General features: G+C 67.5%; 18 protein-coding genes. 9 read left to right on the top strand and 9 right to left on the bottom strand.

Features of this window, described 5'->3' with window-relative positions; genetic code table 11:
- Positions 1–95 precede the first annotated feature (95 nt).
- From ACNUDN_RS11205 to ACNUDN_RS11180, 6 genes are read left to right on the top strand one after another with little or no spacing between them, the layout of a single operon-like run.
- Complete coding sequence (locus ACNUDN_RS11205; RefSeq protein ID WP_419125114.1) at positions 96–824, top strand: amino acid ABC transporter ATP-binding protein; 729 nt, start codon at positions 96–98, stop codon at positions 822–824.
- Positions 825–854: 30 nt separating this feature from the next.
- A complete protein-coding gene (locus ACNUDN_RS11200) occupies positions 855–1,688 on the top strand; it encodes a glutamate ABC transporter substrate-binding protein (RefSeq protein ID WP_419122005.1) in 834 nt (277 codons plus the stop codon).
- Between the two features lie 27 nt (positions 1,689–1,715).
- The gene (locus ACNUDN_RS11195) at positions 1,716–2,396 is read left to right on the top strand and encodes an amino acid ABC transporter permease (RefSeq protein ID WP_419122004.1); all 681 of its coding nucleotides are present in this window, start codon (positions 1,716–1,718) and stop codon (positions 2,394–2,396) included.
- A gap of 49 nt (positions 2,397–2,445) precedes the next feature.
- The gene (locus ACNUDN_RS11190) at positions 2,446–3,327 is read left to right on the top strand and encodes an amino acid ABC transporter permease (RefSeq protein ID WP_419122003.1); all 882 of its coding nucleotides are present in this window, start codon (positions 2,446–2,448) and stop codon (positions 3,325–3,327) included.
- Positions 3,328–3,339: 12 nt separating this feature from the next.
- Entirely contained in the window at positions 3,340–3,753 is a 414-nt protein-coding gene (locus ACNUDN_RS11185; RefSeq protein WP_419122002.1) for a DUF1622 domain-containing protein, read from the top strand.
- Entirely contained in the window at positions 3,750–4,019 is a 270-nt protein-coding gene (locus ACNUDN_RS11180) for a hypothetical protein (RefSeq protein ID WP_419122001.1), read from the top strand. Before ACNUDN_RS11185 ends, ACNUDN_RS11180 begins: the two co-directional genes overlap by 4 nt.
- Positions 4,020–4,050: 31 nt before the next feature.
- On the opposite strand, the gene recX is transcribed toward ACNUDN_RS11180, so the two are convergent.
- A complete protein-coding gene (recX, locus tag ACNUDN_RS11175; RefSeq protein WP_419122000.1) occupies positions 4,051–4,638 on the bottom strand; it encodes a recombination regulator RecX in 588 nt (195 codons plus the stop codon).
- A complete protein-coding gene (gene recA / locus ACNUDN_RS11170; RefSeq protein WP_419121999.1) occupies positions 4,607–5,659 on the bottom strand; it encodes a recombinase RecA in 1,053 nt (350 codons plus the stop codon). Before recA ends, recX begins: the two co-directional genes overlap by 32 nt.
- Positions 5,660–5,827: 168 nt before the next feature.
- Between recA and ACNUDN_RS11165 the strand changes: the two genes are divergently transcribed.
- Positions 5,828–6,706, top strand: coding sequence for an alpha/beta hydrolase (locus ACNUDN_RS11165; protein ID WP_419121998.1), 879 nt, complete (start codon positions 5,828–5,830; stop codon positions 6,704–6,706).
- On the opposite strand, the gene ACNUDN_RS11160 is transcribed toward ACNUDN_RS11165, so the two are convergent.
- Together ACNUDN_RS11160 and ACNUDN_RS11155 are read right to left on the bottom strand one after the other, a co-directional pair.
- Positions 6,707–6,901, bottom strand: a complete 195-nt coding sequence (locus ACNUDN_RS11160; protein WP_431959858.1) for a DUF3046 domain-containing protein — start codon at positions 6,899–6,901, stop codon at positions 6,707–6,709. It abuts the gene before it with no gap.
- 10 nt (positions 6,902–6,911) lie between these two features.
- Positions 6,912–8,084 (bottom strand): glycosyltransferase, encoded by a 1,173-nt coding sequence (locus ACNUDN_RS11155; RefSeq protein ID WP_431959856.1) that lies wholly within the window; start codon positions 8,082–8,084, stop codon positions 6,912–6,914.
- Positions 8,085–8,127: 43 nt separating this feature from the next.
- Between ACNUDN_RS11155 and ACNUDN_RS11150 the strand changes: the two genes are divergently transcribed.
- The gene (locus ACNUDN_RS11150; protein ID WP_419121997.1) at positions 8,128–8,595 is read left to right on the top strand and encodes a limonene-1,2-epoxide hydrolase family protein; all 468 of its coding nucleotides are present in this window, start codon (positions 8,128–8,130) and stop codon (positions 8,593–8,595) included.
- A gap of 26 nt (positions 8,596–8,621) precedes the next feature.
- On the opposite strand, the gene pspM is transcribed toward ACNUDN_RS11150, so the two are convergent.
- The 5 genes from pspM to pgsA form a co-directional block, all read right to left on the bottom strand.
- Positions 8,622–9,464 carry a phage shock envelope stress response protein PspM gene (gene pspM, locus ACNUDN_RS11145; RefSeq protein WP_419121996.1) on the bottom strand — a complete coding sequence of 281 codons (843 nt, stop codon included), beginning with the start codon at positions 9,462–9,464 and terminating at the stop codon, positions 8,622–8,624.
- Between the two features lie 18 nt (positions 9,465–9,482).
- Positions 9,483–10,301, bottom strand: a complete 819-nt coding sequence (gene pspA, locus ACNUDN_RS11140) for a phage shock protein PspA (protein WP_419121995.1) — start codon at positions 10,299–10,301, stop codon at positions 9,483–9,485.
- 110 nt (positions 10,302–10,411) lie between these two features.
- Positions 10,412–10,738, bottom strand: coding sequence for a transcriptional regulator ClgR (gene clgR, locus ACNUDN_RS11135; RefSeq protein ID WP_419121994.1), 327 nt, complete (start codon positions 10,736–10,738; stop codon positions 10,412–10,414).
- 150 nt (positions 10,739–10,888) lie between these two features.
- On the bottom strand, positions 10,889–11,377 hold the full coding sequence (locus ACNUDN_RS11130; protein ID WP_419121993.1) for a CinA family protein: 489 nt from the start codon (positions 11,375–11,377) through the stop codon (positions 10,889–10,891).
- Positions 11,355–11,975 carry a CDP-diacylglycerol--glycerol-3-phosphate 3-phosphatidyltransferase gene (gene pgsA, locus ACNUDN_RS11125; RefSeq protein ID WP_419121992.1) on the bottom strand — a complete coding sequence of 207 codons (621 nt, stop codon included), beginning with the start codon at positions 11,973–11,975 and terminating at the stop codon, positions 11,355–11,357. The genes ACNUDN_RS11130 and pgsA overlap by 23 nt, the downstream gene beginning before the upstream one ends.
- 18 nt (positions 11,976–11,993) lie before the next feature.
- Between pgsA and ACNUDN_RS11120 the strand changes: the two genes are divergently transcribed.
- On the top strand, positions 11,994–12,515 hold the full coding sequence (locus ACNUDN_RS11120; RefSeq protein ID WP_419121991.1) for an amino-acid N-acetyltransferase: 522 nt from the start codon (positions 11,994–11,996) through the stop codon (positions 12,513–12,515).
- The last annotated feature ends 7 nt before the right edge of the window (positions 12,516–12,522 follow it).

Raw genomic sequence — 12,522 nt, 5'->3', positions numbered from 1 at the left:
CCCGAAATCGCGCATCGTCGACTTCCAGCACTCTGGACGTTCCCTGGGTAAGGTCTTCACGCATGGAGAGCCCCAGGGAGTCCCCTGACGTGCCGATGATCTCTATGAAAGCGGTCAACAAGCATTTCGGCGCGCTCCATGTCCTCAAGGACATCGACCTCGATGTGGGGCGGGGCCAGGTCGTCGTCGTCCTGGGCCCGTCGGGGTCGGGTAAGTCGACGTTGTGCCGCACCATCAACCGGCTGGAGACGATCGACTCGGGCACCATTGCGATCGACGGCGTGGTGTTGCCGGAGGAGGGACGCAAACTCGCGCAATTGCGTTCCGACGTCGGCATGGTGTTCCAGTCGTTCAACCTGTTCGCGCACAAGACAATCTTGGAGAATGTGACACTCGCGCCGACGAAGGTGCGTAAGGCGTCCAAGGAACAGGCGCGGGAGAAGGCGATGAGCCTGCTCGAGCGGGTCGGGGTGGCCAACCAGGCCGACAAGTATCCCGCCCAGCTTTCCGGCGGACAGCAGCAGCGGGTCGCCATCGCCCGCTCGCTGGCGATGAACCCGAAGGTGATGCTGTTCGACGAGCCGACCAGCGCGCTGGATCCCGAGATGATCAACGAGGTGCTGGCGGTGATGTCGGGTCTGGCCACCGAGGGCATGACGATGCTGGTGGTCACCCACGAGATGGGATTCGCTCGACGGGCGGCCAACCGGGTGGTCTTCATGTCCGATGGCGCCATCGTCGAGGATGCCGAACCCGTCCAGTTCTTCGACCATCCCCAGAGCGACCGCGCCAAGGACTTTCTGGGCAAGATCCTGCACCACTGAATTGACCGAGCACCACGAAAGGACACCACCATGTTCCCCAAGTCACTGTCCGTGCGGGCGGTAGGTGCGCTCGCACTGGCCGCCGCCCTTCCGTTCGCAGCGACCGCCTGCGGCGGTGGTGACGGAGGGGGCGGCGGCACCGGCGGCGACAACATCGTCATCGGAACCAAGTTCGACCAGCCCGGGCTGGGCCAGAAGAACCCCGACGGCACCATGAGCGGTTTCGATGTCGACGTCGCCACCTACGTCGCCGGCGAGCTCGGCTACTCCCCCGAGCAGATCGAGTGGAAGGAAGCGCCGTCGGCGCAGCGCGAGAACCTGATCCAGAACGGTCAGGTCACCTTCATCGCGGCTACCTATTCGATCACCGATGCACGCAAGGAGAAGGTGTCTTTCGCGGGGCCCTATCTGATCACCGGCCAGAGCCTGCTGGTGCGCTCGGACGACAACGAAATCACCGGGGCGGCGTCGCTGGAGAACAACAAGATTCTGTGCTCGGTGTCGGGTTCGACGCCGGCGCAGCGGATCAAGGATGAGTACCAGGGCGTGCAGTTGCAGCAGTACGACACCTATTCGGCGTGTATCGACGCGCTGAAGAACGGTGCTGTCGACGCCGTCACCACCGACGAGGTCATCCTGGCCGGGTACGCCGCGCAGAGCCCGGGCGCTTTCAAGATCGTCGGTGAACCGTTCTCGGAGGAGCGCTATGGCATCGGCCTGAAGAAGGACGACGCCGAGCTGCGCACCAAGATCAACGATGCGCTCACCAAGATGGAGGAAAGCGGCGCCTGGAAGGAAGCGTTCGACAAGAACCTCGGCCCGGCCGGTATCACCGCGCCGACCCCGCCGCCGCTCGACAACTGAACGCACAGGTAGCCACCGGAGCCGCACGTGGAGGTTTTCACCGAGTACCGCGCGGAAATTTTCGCCGCGTTCTGGACCACCGTCCAGCTCACGGTTCTGTCCGCGGTCGGTGCCCTGGTGCTCGGCACGGTGCTGGCCGCGATGCGGCTGGCACCGGTGCCGATGCTCAACTGGATCGGGACGGCCTACGTCAATCTCGTCCGCAACACGCCGCTGACGCTGATCATCTTGTTCTGCTCGTTCGGGCTGTCGCAAACGCTCGGCCTGACGCTGGCCGACCGACAGTCGGCCACGTTCATCGCCGACAGCGGTTTCCGGCTGGCGGTGCTCGGGCTGACCGTCTACACGGCGTCGTTCGTGTGCGAGACGGTTCGCTCAGGGGTGAACACGATTCCGCTGGGCCAGGCCGAAGCGGCCCGTTCACTCGGCCTGACCTTCGGTCAGAATCTTCGGATCGTGTTGTTGCCGCAAGCGTTTCGGGCTGTCATCATCCCGCTGGGGTCGGTGTTGATCGCGCTGACCAAGAACACCACGATCGCCTCGGCGATCGGCGTGGCCGAGGCGGCGCTGCTGATGAAGGAGATGATCGAGAACACCGCGGCGGTGCTGGTCGTCGGCGGCATCTTCGCGTTCGGATTCGTGCTGTTGACCCTGCCGTTGGGCTTGCTGTTCGGATGGCTGGGCAAGCGGATGGCGGTGGCGCGGTGATGAGGATTGGTGCACCGGTCAGCGCCTGCGCGAGAAACGGACGAAGCCGATGAGCGCCGGATCCTCAGTCCTGTTCGATGCACCAGGGCCGCGCGCACGGGTGCGCAACCGGATCATCTCGGCGGTCACCGTGGTGGTGTTGGTGCTGGTGGCGTGGGTGGTGTACGCGCGCCTGGACTCCCGGGGCCAGCTCACCGGCGAGAAATGGGAACCGTTCCTGACCGCCGATCTGTGGCGTACCTACGTCCTGCCCGGTATCGAGGGCACGCTGACCGCGGCGGCGGTGTCGATCGTGCTCGCGTTGGTGCTCGGGTTCCTCCTCGGCGTCGGCCGCTTGTCATCGCACACCGGAATCCGTTGGTTCTGCTCGGTGTTCGTCGAGTTCTTCCGCGCCGTACCGGTGCTGATCATGATGATCTTCGCCTACTTCCTGTACGCGTTCTATGACGTCTTCCCCTCTCGCCACCTCGCGCTGGCGGGTGTCATCACCGGCTTGACGCTCTACAACGGCGCCGTCATCGCCGAGATCGTCCGGGCCGGGGTGCATGCGCTGCCGCGGGGGCAGGGCGAGGCCGCGTCGTCGCTCGGGCTGACGTGGGGCCAGACGATGCGATCCATCCTGTTGCCGCAGGCAATCACCTCGATGTTGCCGGTATTGATCTCGCAGCTGGTGGTGGTGCTCAAGGACACTGCGCTGGGCTACCAGATCACGTTCGTGGAGATGGTGCGCCAGGGCACCGTGATCGGTTCGGCGTACGGCAACTACATTCCCGCCCTCATCGTGATCGCCGCGCTGATGATCGCGCTGAACTTCACCCTGTCCTGGTTCGCCACGTGGTTGGAGCGCCGGATGCGCAGATCGCGGCGGGGGCCGGCGCCGATGGAGCCCGAACCGCTGGAACTGCAGGGCGACCGTGCCCGCGGCGTCTGAGCTGCCGGTCCGATGAGTCCGACCCTGCACGCGATCGAAATCCTGCCCGAGGCCACGCTTCGGGAGATGGTGGACGTGATGGTCCGTCTGATCGAGGCATGCGGTGCGGTGGTGATCATGATCGGCGCCGTCGTCGCAGTCGCGAAATTCGTTCTCGCGCTGGGACGACGCGATATCAACCAGTTCTCGGCAGTGCGCCTCACGCTGGCCCGGTTCCTCGTGCTGGGGCTCGAATTCCAGCTCGCCGCGGATGTGTTGCGCACCGCGATCTCGCCGTCGTTCGAAGAGATCGGCAAGCTCGCGGCGATCGCCGCCATCCGCACGGCCCTCAATTACTTCCTGAACCGGGAGATCGCCCAGGAACAACGGGAGATCGAACTGTTGAACGGCCGACCGACCGTCCCACAGCCGCCGCAGGCACCATGAGCGTGGTCCTCGGCGCTGCGTGGTGTCTGGCCATCGCCGCCATCGTGCTGGGTGTCACCGCACTGCTCGTCTTCCGCGCACCGCTGCCCGCACTGCGGGTGACGCTGGAGCTGCTCACCGCGGCCGGGCTGCTACGGCTCAGTGTGGATTCGTCCTGGGCGGCGATCGCCGTGGCGGCCGTGCTGATCGTCATACGCCGCGTACTCATCCGCAGCCTGGTCGACGACCTCTCGTTATCGCCATGGCGGGCGCATCCCAGCACCTGACCACAGGGTCAACACCGACCACAGGATCGGGTCACACCTGCCGGCGGCGCCGCTCGTTGGCCAGTTCCACGGTCACCACATCGAGCGCCATCGACTGGTTGTAGCCGCGCCGAGCCAGCATCCCCACCAGACGTCGTGTCACCTTGTTCTCGGCGTCCCGGTCGTCGGGGTCGCCGAGCTTTTCGCGACGCAGCTTGTCGCGGACGAGCTGTTCGGCCCGGGTGCGCTCGGCGCCGGCGTCGATATCGGCCAGCGCATCGTCGATCACCTCGTCGGCGACACCCTTTCTGCGCAACTCTGCGGCCAGCGCACGCTTACCTTTCCCGGCGTTGACACGGCGCGAGCGCACCCACTGTTCGGCGAAATCCTCGTCGTCGACCAGACCGACCTCGGTCAGCCGGTCCAGGACTGCGGCCGAAACTTCCTGCGAATAGCCGCGTTTGTCGAGCGCCGCTTCCAGCTCGGCACGGGTACGTGCCCTGGCGGTGAGCAGGCGCAGGCACAACGCCCGCGCCTGCTCCCCACGCTTGGTGGACTCGTCGGCGCCCTTGTCCGGACCAGAAGTCGACGGACTAGAAGTCGACGGACTAGAAGTCGACGGGAGCGGGAAGAGCGTCATCGGCCACGCCATCGGTCAACTGGGCTCCGATACCGAGCTTCTCTTTGATCTTCTTCTCGATCTCGTTGGCCACATCGCCGTTCTCCAGCAGGAACTTGCGGGCGTTCTCCTTGCCCTGACCCAGCTGCTCGCCGTCGTAGGTGAACCACGATCCGGACTTGCGGATGAAACCGTGCTCGACCCCCATGTCGATGAGCGAACCCTCACGACTGATGCCATGGCCGTACAGGATGTCGAACTCGGCTTGCTTGAACGGCGGCGACACCTTGTTCTTGACCACCTTGACGCGGGTGCGGTTACCGACCGCATCGGTGCCGTCCTTGAGGGTCTCGATGCGGCGCACATCCATGCGGACGGAGGCGTAGAACTTCAGTGCCTTACCGCCGGTGGTGGTCTCGGGAGACCCGAACATCACGCCGATCTTCTCGCGGAGCTGGTTGATGAAGATCGCGGTGGTCCCGGAGTTGTTCAGCGCGCCGGTCATCTTTCGCAGCGCCTGGCTCATCAGGCGGGCCTGCAGACCCACATGGCTGTCACCCATCTCGCCCTCGATCTCGGCGCGCGGCACCAATGCGGCCACCGAGTCGATGACCAGAATGTCCAGCGCACCGGACCGGATCAGCATGTCGGCGATCTCGAGTGCCTGCTCACCGGTATCGGGCTGGGAAACCAGCAGCGCGTCGGTGTCGACGCCGAGCTTCTTGGCGTAGTCCGGATCCAGCGCGTGCTCAGCGTCGATGAAAGCGGCGATGCCCCCGGCGGCCTGGGCGTTGGCCACCGCGTGCAGGGCGACGGTGGTCTTACCCGAGGACTCCGGACCGTAGATCTCGACGACACGGCCGCGGGGCAACCCACCGATTCCGAGGGCGACGTCGAGGGCGATCGACCCGGTGGGAATGACCGAGATCGGCGGGCGCACGTCCTCGCCGAGCCGCATCACCGAGCCCTTGCCGAAGTTCTTGTCGATCTGCGCCAGTGCCAGCTCTAGGGCCTTCTCGCGATCAGGGGCTTGCTGCGCCATGGTGATACCTCTCCGGTAGTCGTTGTTGACCGGTTCTCGGTCGGTTGGCCGTGACGCTATGCGAGGCCACCGACAAGTCCTGTTTCGATGACTGCGGTCGAACTCCACCCACAGTAGACGAACAGGTGTTCGATACAAGTGGACACGCCGACGGACTAGTTTTTCGGCATGACTCGGCAAGACATCCGGATCCCCGTCGACGGCGAACAGATCGCCGCCTACTTGTATCGCCCACAGTCCGGCGGGCGCGCAGTGCCCTGTGTGGTGATGGCCCACGGTTTCACCGCCACCCGTGACGACGGGCTCGCCGACTACGCCGAGGCGTTCTGCGAGGCCGGCTACGCGGTCGTGCTGTTCGACTACCGCCACTTCGGCGCATCGTCGGGTGAGCCCCGGCAGCTGCTCGACATCGCCGAGCAGCGCCGGGACTACCAGACCGTGATCAGGTGGGCCCGCGGTCTCGACGGCATCGACGCCGACCGGATCGCGGTCTGGGGTTCGTCGTTCAGCGGTGGACATGTGCTCGCCGTCGCCGCCGCGGATCCGCGGATCTGCGCGGTCATCGCGCAGGCGCCGTTCACCGACGCCATCGCCAGCCTGCGCCAGGTACCGCTGCGCACCATCCCCCGCATCCTTCTCGCCGCCGCTCGTGATCAGGTCGGCGCTTGGCTCGGGCGGCCGGCGCACATGGTGGCCGCGGTCGGCGAACCCGGGACCCTCGCTGCGATGACCTCACCGGACGCCAAGAGCGGATTCGAGGCGATTCTCGGTCCGGATTCTCTGTGGCGCAACGAATTCGCCGCTCGCCTGATGTTCCCCTTCGCCTTCAACCGCCCTGGACGCAAGACCGCGCGACTACGGATGCCGGTACTGCTGTGCGTATGCGACGCGGATGTGGTCACCCCGCCGGGCCCGACGGTCGAGGCGGCACACCGTGCCGCACAGGGCGAGCTGCGCCGCTACCCCTACGGGCATTTCGACATCTACCACGATCCACAGGTCAAGACGGACCAACTGGAGTTCCTCCGGCGCGTCATGGCGCCGTGATCACCACTGGTCCCGGGGTACGTCGAAGTCCGCGCAGAGCGCTCGCCACACCTCGCGGGGATCGACACCGTCTTCGATGGCCTGCGCGGCGGTGCGGCCACCGATGCTGGTGAGCACATGGTCCATCAGCATCGACGAAGCGCGCACCGCGCCGAACTGACCCTCGACGAGTTCCTGGAATTCCGTCAGCCGCACCTGCAACAACTTACGCCCGGGCCCGGACCGCGTCATGGCACACCCGTACCGGATCGGCGACCTCCGCCACCCCTGCACCTGCGCGGCGGGCAGCCTCGCGGTAGCGTGCCCCCCCGAGCACTTCTCCCGCCGCCTCGACCAGCGCCGCTGCGGTCAGCGGCCGGACCAGCCGCGCACTGCCTTGGCGCACAACACGATTCGCAATCTCCCACTGGTCTCCCCCGCCGGGCACGATCACCATCGGGACACCGGCCAACAACGACTTGGCGACCGTACCGTGTCCCCCGCCACAGATCAGCAGGTCGGCGTGGGCCAGCAGCTCGTCCTGCCGGCCCAGTCCGACCACCGCCCACGGCGGTACCTCGGCATCGGGACCGTCCAGACGGGACACCACCACCCGGGACCCGGCGGGCAGCGCCACACCCGGCGCCAGCGCACCGAGCGCCAGCTCGGCCAGCCCGACTGCGCCGGTTGTCGCGGTGGACGGGGCCACCACGACGATGGGGCCGTCGCCCGGTGGCAGCCGCAGGATCTCGGTTGTGGGCTCGAAGTGCAACGGTCCGACGACGACGGCTTCGGCGGGCCAGTCCGGCCGCGGTACCTCCAGCGCAGGCAGGGTTGCGATCAGCCGGCGCACCGGGCCCGGATCGTGGGCGGGCAGCCCGATCCCGGTCCGGGCCTCGGTCCGCTGACGCAGCCCGGCGCGCCAGGACCGGGCGCTCAGCGCCCGCAGCGCCGCGTCGCGCAGCCGGCCGCGCAGGCCCGTTCCGGGCGCCAGTCCGCTGCCGATCGGTGGCAACCCCTTGGAGGGGCGGTAGAGCGGATGGGTGTTGAGTTCGACCCAGGGCAGGGCGAGCAGGTCGGCGGCCAGCCCGCCGCAGGTGGTGATCGAATCCGAGATCACCAGGTCCGGTCCCAGCGCGGCGATCGGTTCGCGGTTGAGAACGGCCATCCGGGCGGCGCGCTGATGGATCTTGGCACCGGCGTCGCCGTCGTCATCAGCGGCGGTGGGGTCCAGCCCGAGCAACTCGACGGCGTCGATGCCGTGGCGGCGTGCGGTATCGAGCCATCTCGTGCCGGTCACCAGGGTCGGCTGGTCTCCGGCCGCGAGGAACTTCAGACACAGCGCGATGGCCGGGAACGCGTGCCCGGGATCCGGTCCGGCGACCACGGCGACCCGCATGCGGGCTACCCTGCCACAGCAGGCATGGTTAGGCTCGGGCGATATGACCGACGAGGTACGTCCCACTGTGACCAGCACCGCCGCCAGCGCCACCCCCGCCGACGCCAAAGAGATCGTCGAGCGGTTTCTGCTGTCCCTGGAGGCCGAGGACATCGACACCGTGGAATCGCTGTCCGCACCCGACCTGGTGTGGCAGAACGTGGGTCTGCCGAGCATCCGCGGACGCCGCCGGGTGGTCTCCATGCTGCGCAGGGGCCAGGGCCGGTACGGGTTCGCGGTGAAGTTCCATCGGGTGGCGGCCGAGGGCAACACGGTGCTGACCGAACGCGTCGATGCCATCATCGTCGGTCCGCTGCGCCTGCAATTCTGGGTGTGCGGCCGGTTCGATCTCGACGATGCCGGCCAGATCACGCTGTGGCGGGATTACTTCGACATGTTCGACGTCATGGTCAAGGCGCCGCTGCGCGCGATCGCCGCCTTGGCGGTGCCGTCCCTGCGCCCGCGGTTCTGACCCCCTGGCCGCGGTTCTGACCCGGGTCAGGCGCCGCGCAGCCTGCCCAACTCGTCGAACGCCTGCGCCCAGCCCATCAGCCGGTCGGTGGCCATCCCCAGCTCGTCGCGATAGCGCCGCTGCGTCATCGGCGAGCTCGACATCGAACCCGAGTTCGCCGCGGAGACCAGTTGCGCGGCCGCGGCGACCATCTCGTTGTATTGCCGCGCACCGCTGTCGAGTTGGGCAGCGAACGCTGTGATCGTCGGCGTCAGATAGGCCCGCGATTGCGGCGCCGATGTGACGGCCTTTTCCATCGAGACCACCTCGGTGGCGGTGGCCGCCATGGTTGCCGAGGTGCGCTGGGCCGCGACCCGCAGTTCGCGGAGCTCGTCGGCAGGCAGCATCCGGCCCCGCTCCATGACGCCGAGCAGCGAGAACAACCCCCGTTCGGAGGCGTGCAGCGCGGCCATCGGCTGGCGGGCCGCCGAGCCGAACGGCGGCAGACGCCGGGTCACCCGCTGCGGTGGAAGCGGTTCGCCCCGTAGCCAGCGGTAGCGCAGAAACGCCAGCGTCGCCAGGAACGCGGCGCCGACGGCGATCGGGGACGGGATGAACAGCGCCCACACCGGGGTGTCCCATGCCGCGACCAGCGCCGTCATCGCCACCCAGAACACGGCGGACACGGTCAAAAACACCGCGAGCCGCAACGCCCAGCGTCGCTTACGCAGCAGCTTGGCGCGCGGATCGGCGACGGCGTTGAGCTTCTCGGCGACCAGGTCCGACCATTCCGCGGCGGTGTCGATGCCGCGTTGGGCCAGGGAACGCCAGGCCCCTGGCCGGTTGGTCGCCCCTCGGTTGGTCGCCCCTCGGTTGGTCGCAGTACCCACCGCTTGCTCCCGTCAATGTTATTGCGACAGCGGGTTTTCCGGTGTCGGATTGGTGGCCGGGGTGGCCGGGGACTGCGCCGGTGCGGGTTGGGCGGCTCCACCGGTCGGAAGTTGCTCACCGCGCATCGAGGCCCGGATCTGCTCCAGCCGGGAATGCCCGGCCATCTGGACGCTGGCCTGCTGGACTTCGAGCATCCGGCCCTGCACCGAGTTCTGCGCCAACTCGGCAGAGCCCATGGCGTTGGCGTAGCGCCGCTCGATCTTGTCGCGGACCTCGTCGAGGCTGGGCGTGCTGCCCGGGGCGGCGATCTCGGTCATCGAGCGTAGCGAGGCGCTGACCTGTTCCTGCATCTTGGCCTGCTCGAGCTGTGAGAGCAGCTTGGTGCGTTCGGCGATCTTCTGCTGCAACACCATGGCGTTCTGCTCGACGGCCTTCTTGGCCTGACCGGCGGCCTGCAACGCCTGATCGTGGAGACCCTTGAGGTCCTCGACGCTCTGCTCGGCGGTGACCAGCTGAGCCGCGAACGCCTCGGCGGCGTTGTTGTACTCGGTGGCCTTCGCGGCGTCACCGGCAGCGACGGCCTGATCGGCGAGGGTGAGCGCCTGACGCACGTTGACCTGCAGCTTCTCGATGTCGGCGAGCTGGCGATTGAGCCGCATCTCCAGCTGACGCTGGTTGCCGATCACCTGTGCGGCCTGCTGGGTCAACGCCTGATGCTGGCGCTGGGCCTCCTCGATGGCCTGCTGGATCTGCACTTTCGGGTCGGCGTACTCGTCGACCTTCGAGCTGAACAGCGCCATGAGGTATTTCCACGCCTTGGTGAACGGATTGGCCATGAGTTCATTCCGCCTTCGTGTCTGTCGAACTGTGTCCGCTGTACCGCGAGCTACTCGGCACCCAACTTATCGGTTCCGCGCACATCGCCACACCCCGCACGGGTAACCGGTCAGGCCACCGCCATCGACACAACCTGCGGAATGACGACCTTGGTGCTCACGTCGATGCGGCCCGCGCCGGCGGTTTGGGCGGCACGCGATTCTTCGACGGCGAGGTCGTCGCCGGCCTCCGACAGCACCCGCGACAGCGGGATGTCCAGCGCACCGCAGATCGCGCTGAGCAGTTCACTGGAGGCTTCCTTGCGGCCGCGTTCCACCTCGGACAGGTAACCCAGGCTCACCCGCGCCGAATCCGAGACCTCACGCAGGGTGCGGCCCTGCTCGACCCGGGCGCGACGCAGCACGTCGCCGATGACCTCGCGCAGCAATGTCGTCATCGCGCGCCCCTTCCGAATTGACGTCGGTGTGCTCACCAGACCAACGCCGGATACCGCCCGGATGGTTCCCGAAGTTCGCACCCGGTCCGTCGGGCTCCGTCCCGGGGGGGAACGGTCGTCAACCCCACACCGGCTTCGGTCGGGCCGCGGTCACTGTCGTTCGACCACGCGGCGCAGGTGGTGCACCGCCGCGCGGACGGCGGCCAACCTGACGTCCCAGCGGCCGCCGGGGAGGTGCAGAGGCACCACCTCGGTGTCCACCGGACCGGCCAGGCCGAGGAACACCGTCCCGACCGGATGGCCGCCGTGCGGTTCGGGCCCGGCCACGCCGGTGAGGCCGACACCCCAGGTGGCGCCGCAGCGCTGGGCGGCGCCGACGGCCAGGGCGCGGGCGGTCGGTTCGGATACCGGACCGGCATCGGCGAGCAGTTCGGGCGCCACACCGGCCAGTTCGGTCTTGGTCTGCACCGTGTAGGTGACCAGGCCGCCCCGCAACACCGCGCTGGCGCCCGGTACCCCGGCCAGGGTCGCGGCCAGCAGACCGGCCGTCAGCGATTCGGCGGTGGCCACCGTCTGCCTGCGCACCGTCAGGTCAGCGACCACGGCGCGGGCGTCGTCATCGATCAGCGGGTCGTCCACGCCAGTCCCTCACCGCCGACACGAAGTAGTCCACACCGGTGGCCACGGTCAGCACCACCGCGGCGAGCATGAGCACCCATGCCGCGGTCAACCAGCCACCGGCGAGTGGTAGCACGAACAGGCCGATCGCCACCGCCTGCACAAGGGTCTTGAGCTTGCCGCCGCGGCTGGCCGGGATCACCCCGCGGCGCAGCACCACCAGGCGCAGGACGGTCACCCCCAGCTCACGGATCAGGATCACCACGGTCACCCACCACGGCAGATCCCCGAGGAGGGAAAGTCCGACCAGGGCCGCGCCGATGAGAGCCTTGTCGGCGATCGGATCCGCCAGGGTGCCGAACTCGGTGACCATGCCGTAGCTGCGGGCCAGCGCCCCGTCGAGGTGGTCGGTGATCACCGCCACCGCAAAAATGGCGAATGCGGTTATCCGCCATGTGGTTTCGTGACCGTCGCCGACGAAGAGCGCGACCAGGAAAACCGGCACGAGCGCCATCCGGACGCCGGTGAGGATGTTGGCGAGGTTCGCCACCCGGGCACGCGGGACCACAGGATCGGTATGTGGTTGGCCCGGCACCGCCACAGAATACTGGTTGCGCATGCGGATACTCTTCGGAGCATGAGCGCAGATCCGGACGCATCGGCCGGTCAGCTGCTGGTGCGCCGCGCACGGACCTCCGATGTGCCGGGGATCAAGGCACTCGTCGACATCTACGCCGGCAGGATCCTGCTGGAGAAGAACCTGGTGACTCTCTACGAGTCGGTGCAGGAGTTCTGGGTCGCCGAGCTCGACGGTGAGTTGATCGGTTGCGGTGCCCTGCACGTGCTCTGGTCGGACCTCGGCGAGGTGCGCACGGTCGCGGTGCACCCGAAGGTGCGCGGCCGCGGCGTCGGCCACGCGATCGTCGAACGGCTGCTCGCCGTGGCCGCCGAACTGCATCTGCAACGTATCTTCGTGCTCACCTTCGAGGTGGAGTTCTTCGGGCGGCACGGTTTCACCGAGATCGACGGCACACCGGTCACCGCGGAGGTGTACGAGGAGATGTGCCGCTCCTATGACACCGGTGTCGCCGAGTTCCTCGACCTGTCCTACGTCAAGCCCAACATCCTGGGCAACACCCGGATGCTGCTCACCCTCTGATCGGGGT

The sequence above is a fragment of the Mycobacterium sp. smrl_JER01 genome (assembly GCF_048513595.2).
Lineage (GTDB): Bacteria > Actinomycetota > Actinomycetes > Mycobacteriales > Mycobacteriaceae > Mycobacterium.
This window is presented reverse-complemented; position numbering and strand designations above follow the sequence as displayed.

Coding starts and splice junctions, on each gene's coding strand:
- ACNUDN_RS11205 (WP_419125114.1), top strand. CDS start 96: ATGATCTCTATGAAAGCGGTCAACAAGCATTTCGGCGCGCTCCATGTC.
- ACNUDN_RS11200 (WP_419122005.1), top strand. CDS start 855: ATGTTCCCCAAGTCACTGTCCGTGCGGGCGGTAGGTGCGCTCGCACTG.
- ACNUDN_RS11190 (WP_419122003.1), top strand. CDS start 2,446: ATGAGCGCCGGATCCTCAGTCCTGTTCGATGCACCAGGGCCGCGCGCA.
- ACNUDN_RS11185 (WP_419122002.1), top strand. CDS start 3,340: ATGAGTCCGACCCTGCACGCGATCGAAATCCTGCCCGAGGCCACGCTT.
- ACNUDN_RS11180 (WP_419122001.1), top strand. CDS start 3,750: ATGAGCGTGGTCCTCGGCGCTGCGTGGTGTCTGGCCATCGCCGCCATC.
- recX (WP_419122000.1), bottom strand. CDS start 4,638: ATGACGCTCTTCCCGCTCCCGTCGACTTCTAGTCCGTCGACTTCTAGT.
- recA (WP_419121999.1), bottom strand. CDS start 5,659: ATGGCGCAGCAAGCCCCTGATCGCGAGAAGGCCCTAGAGCTGGCACTG.
- ACNUDN_RS11165 (WP_419121998.1), top strand. CDS start 5,828: ATGACTCGGCAAGACATCCGGATCCCCGTCGACGGCGAACAGATCGCC.
- ACNUDN_RS11155 (WP_431959856.1), bottom strand. CDS start 8,084: ATGCGGGTCGCCGTGGTCGCCGGACCGGATCCCGGGCACGCGTTCCCG.
- ACNUDN_RS11150 (WP_419121997.1), top strand. CDS start 8,128: ATGACCGACGAGGTACGTCCCACTGTGACCAGCACCGCCGCCAGCGCC.
- pspA (WP_419121995.1), bottom strand. CDS start 10,301: ATGGCCAATCCGTTCACCAAGGCGTGGAAATACCTCATGGCGCTGTTC.
- clgR (WP_419121994.1), bottom strand. CDS start 10,738: ATGACGACATTGCTGCGCGAGGTCATCGGCGACGTGCTGCGTCGCGCC.
- pgsA (WP_419121992.1), bottom strand. CDS start 11,975: ATGCGCAACCAGTATTCTGTGGCGGTGCCGGGCCAACCACATACCGAT.
- ACNUDN_RS11120 (WP_419121991.1), top strand. CDS start 11,994: ATGAGCGCAGATCCGGACGCATCGGCCGGTCAGCTGCTGGTGCGCCGC.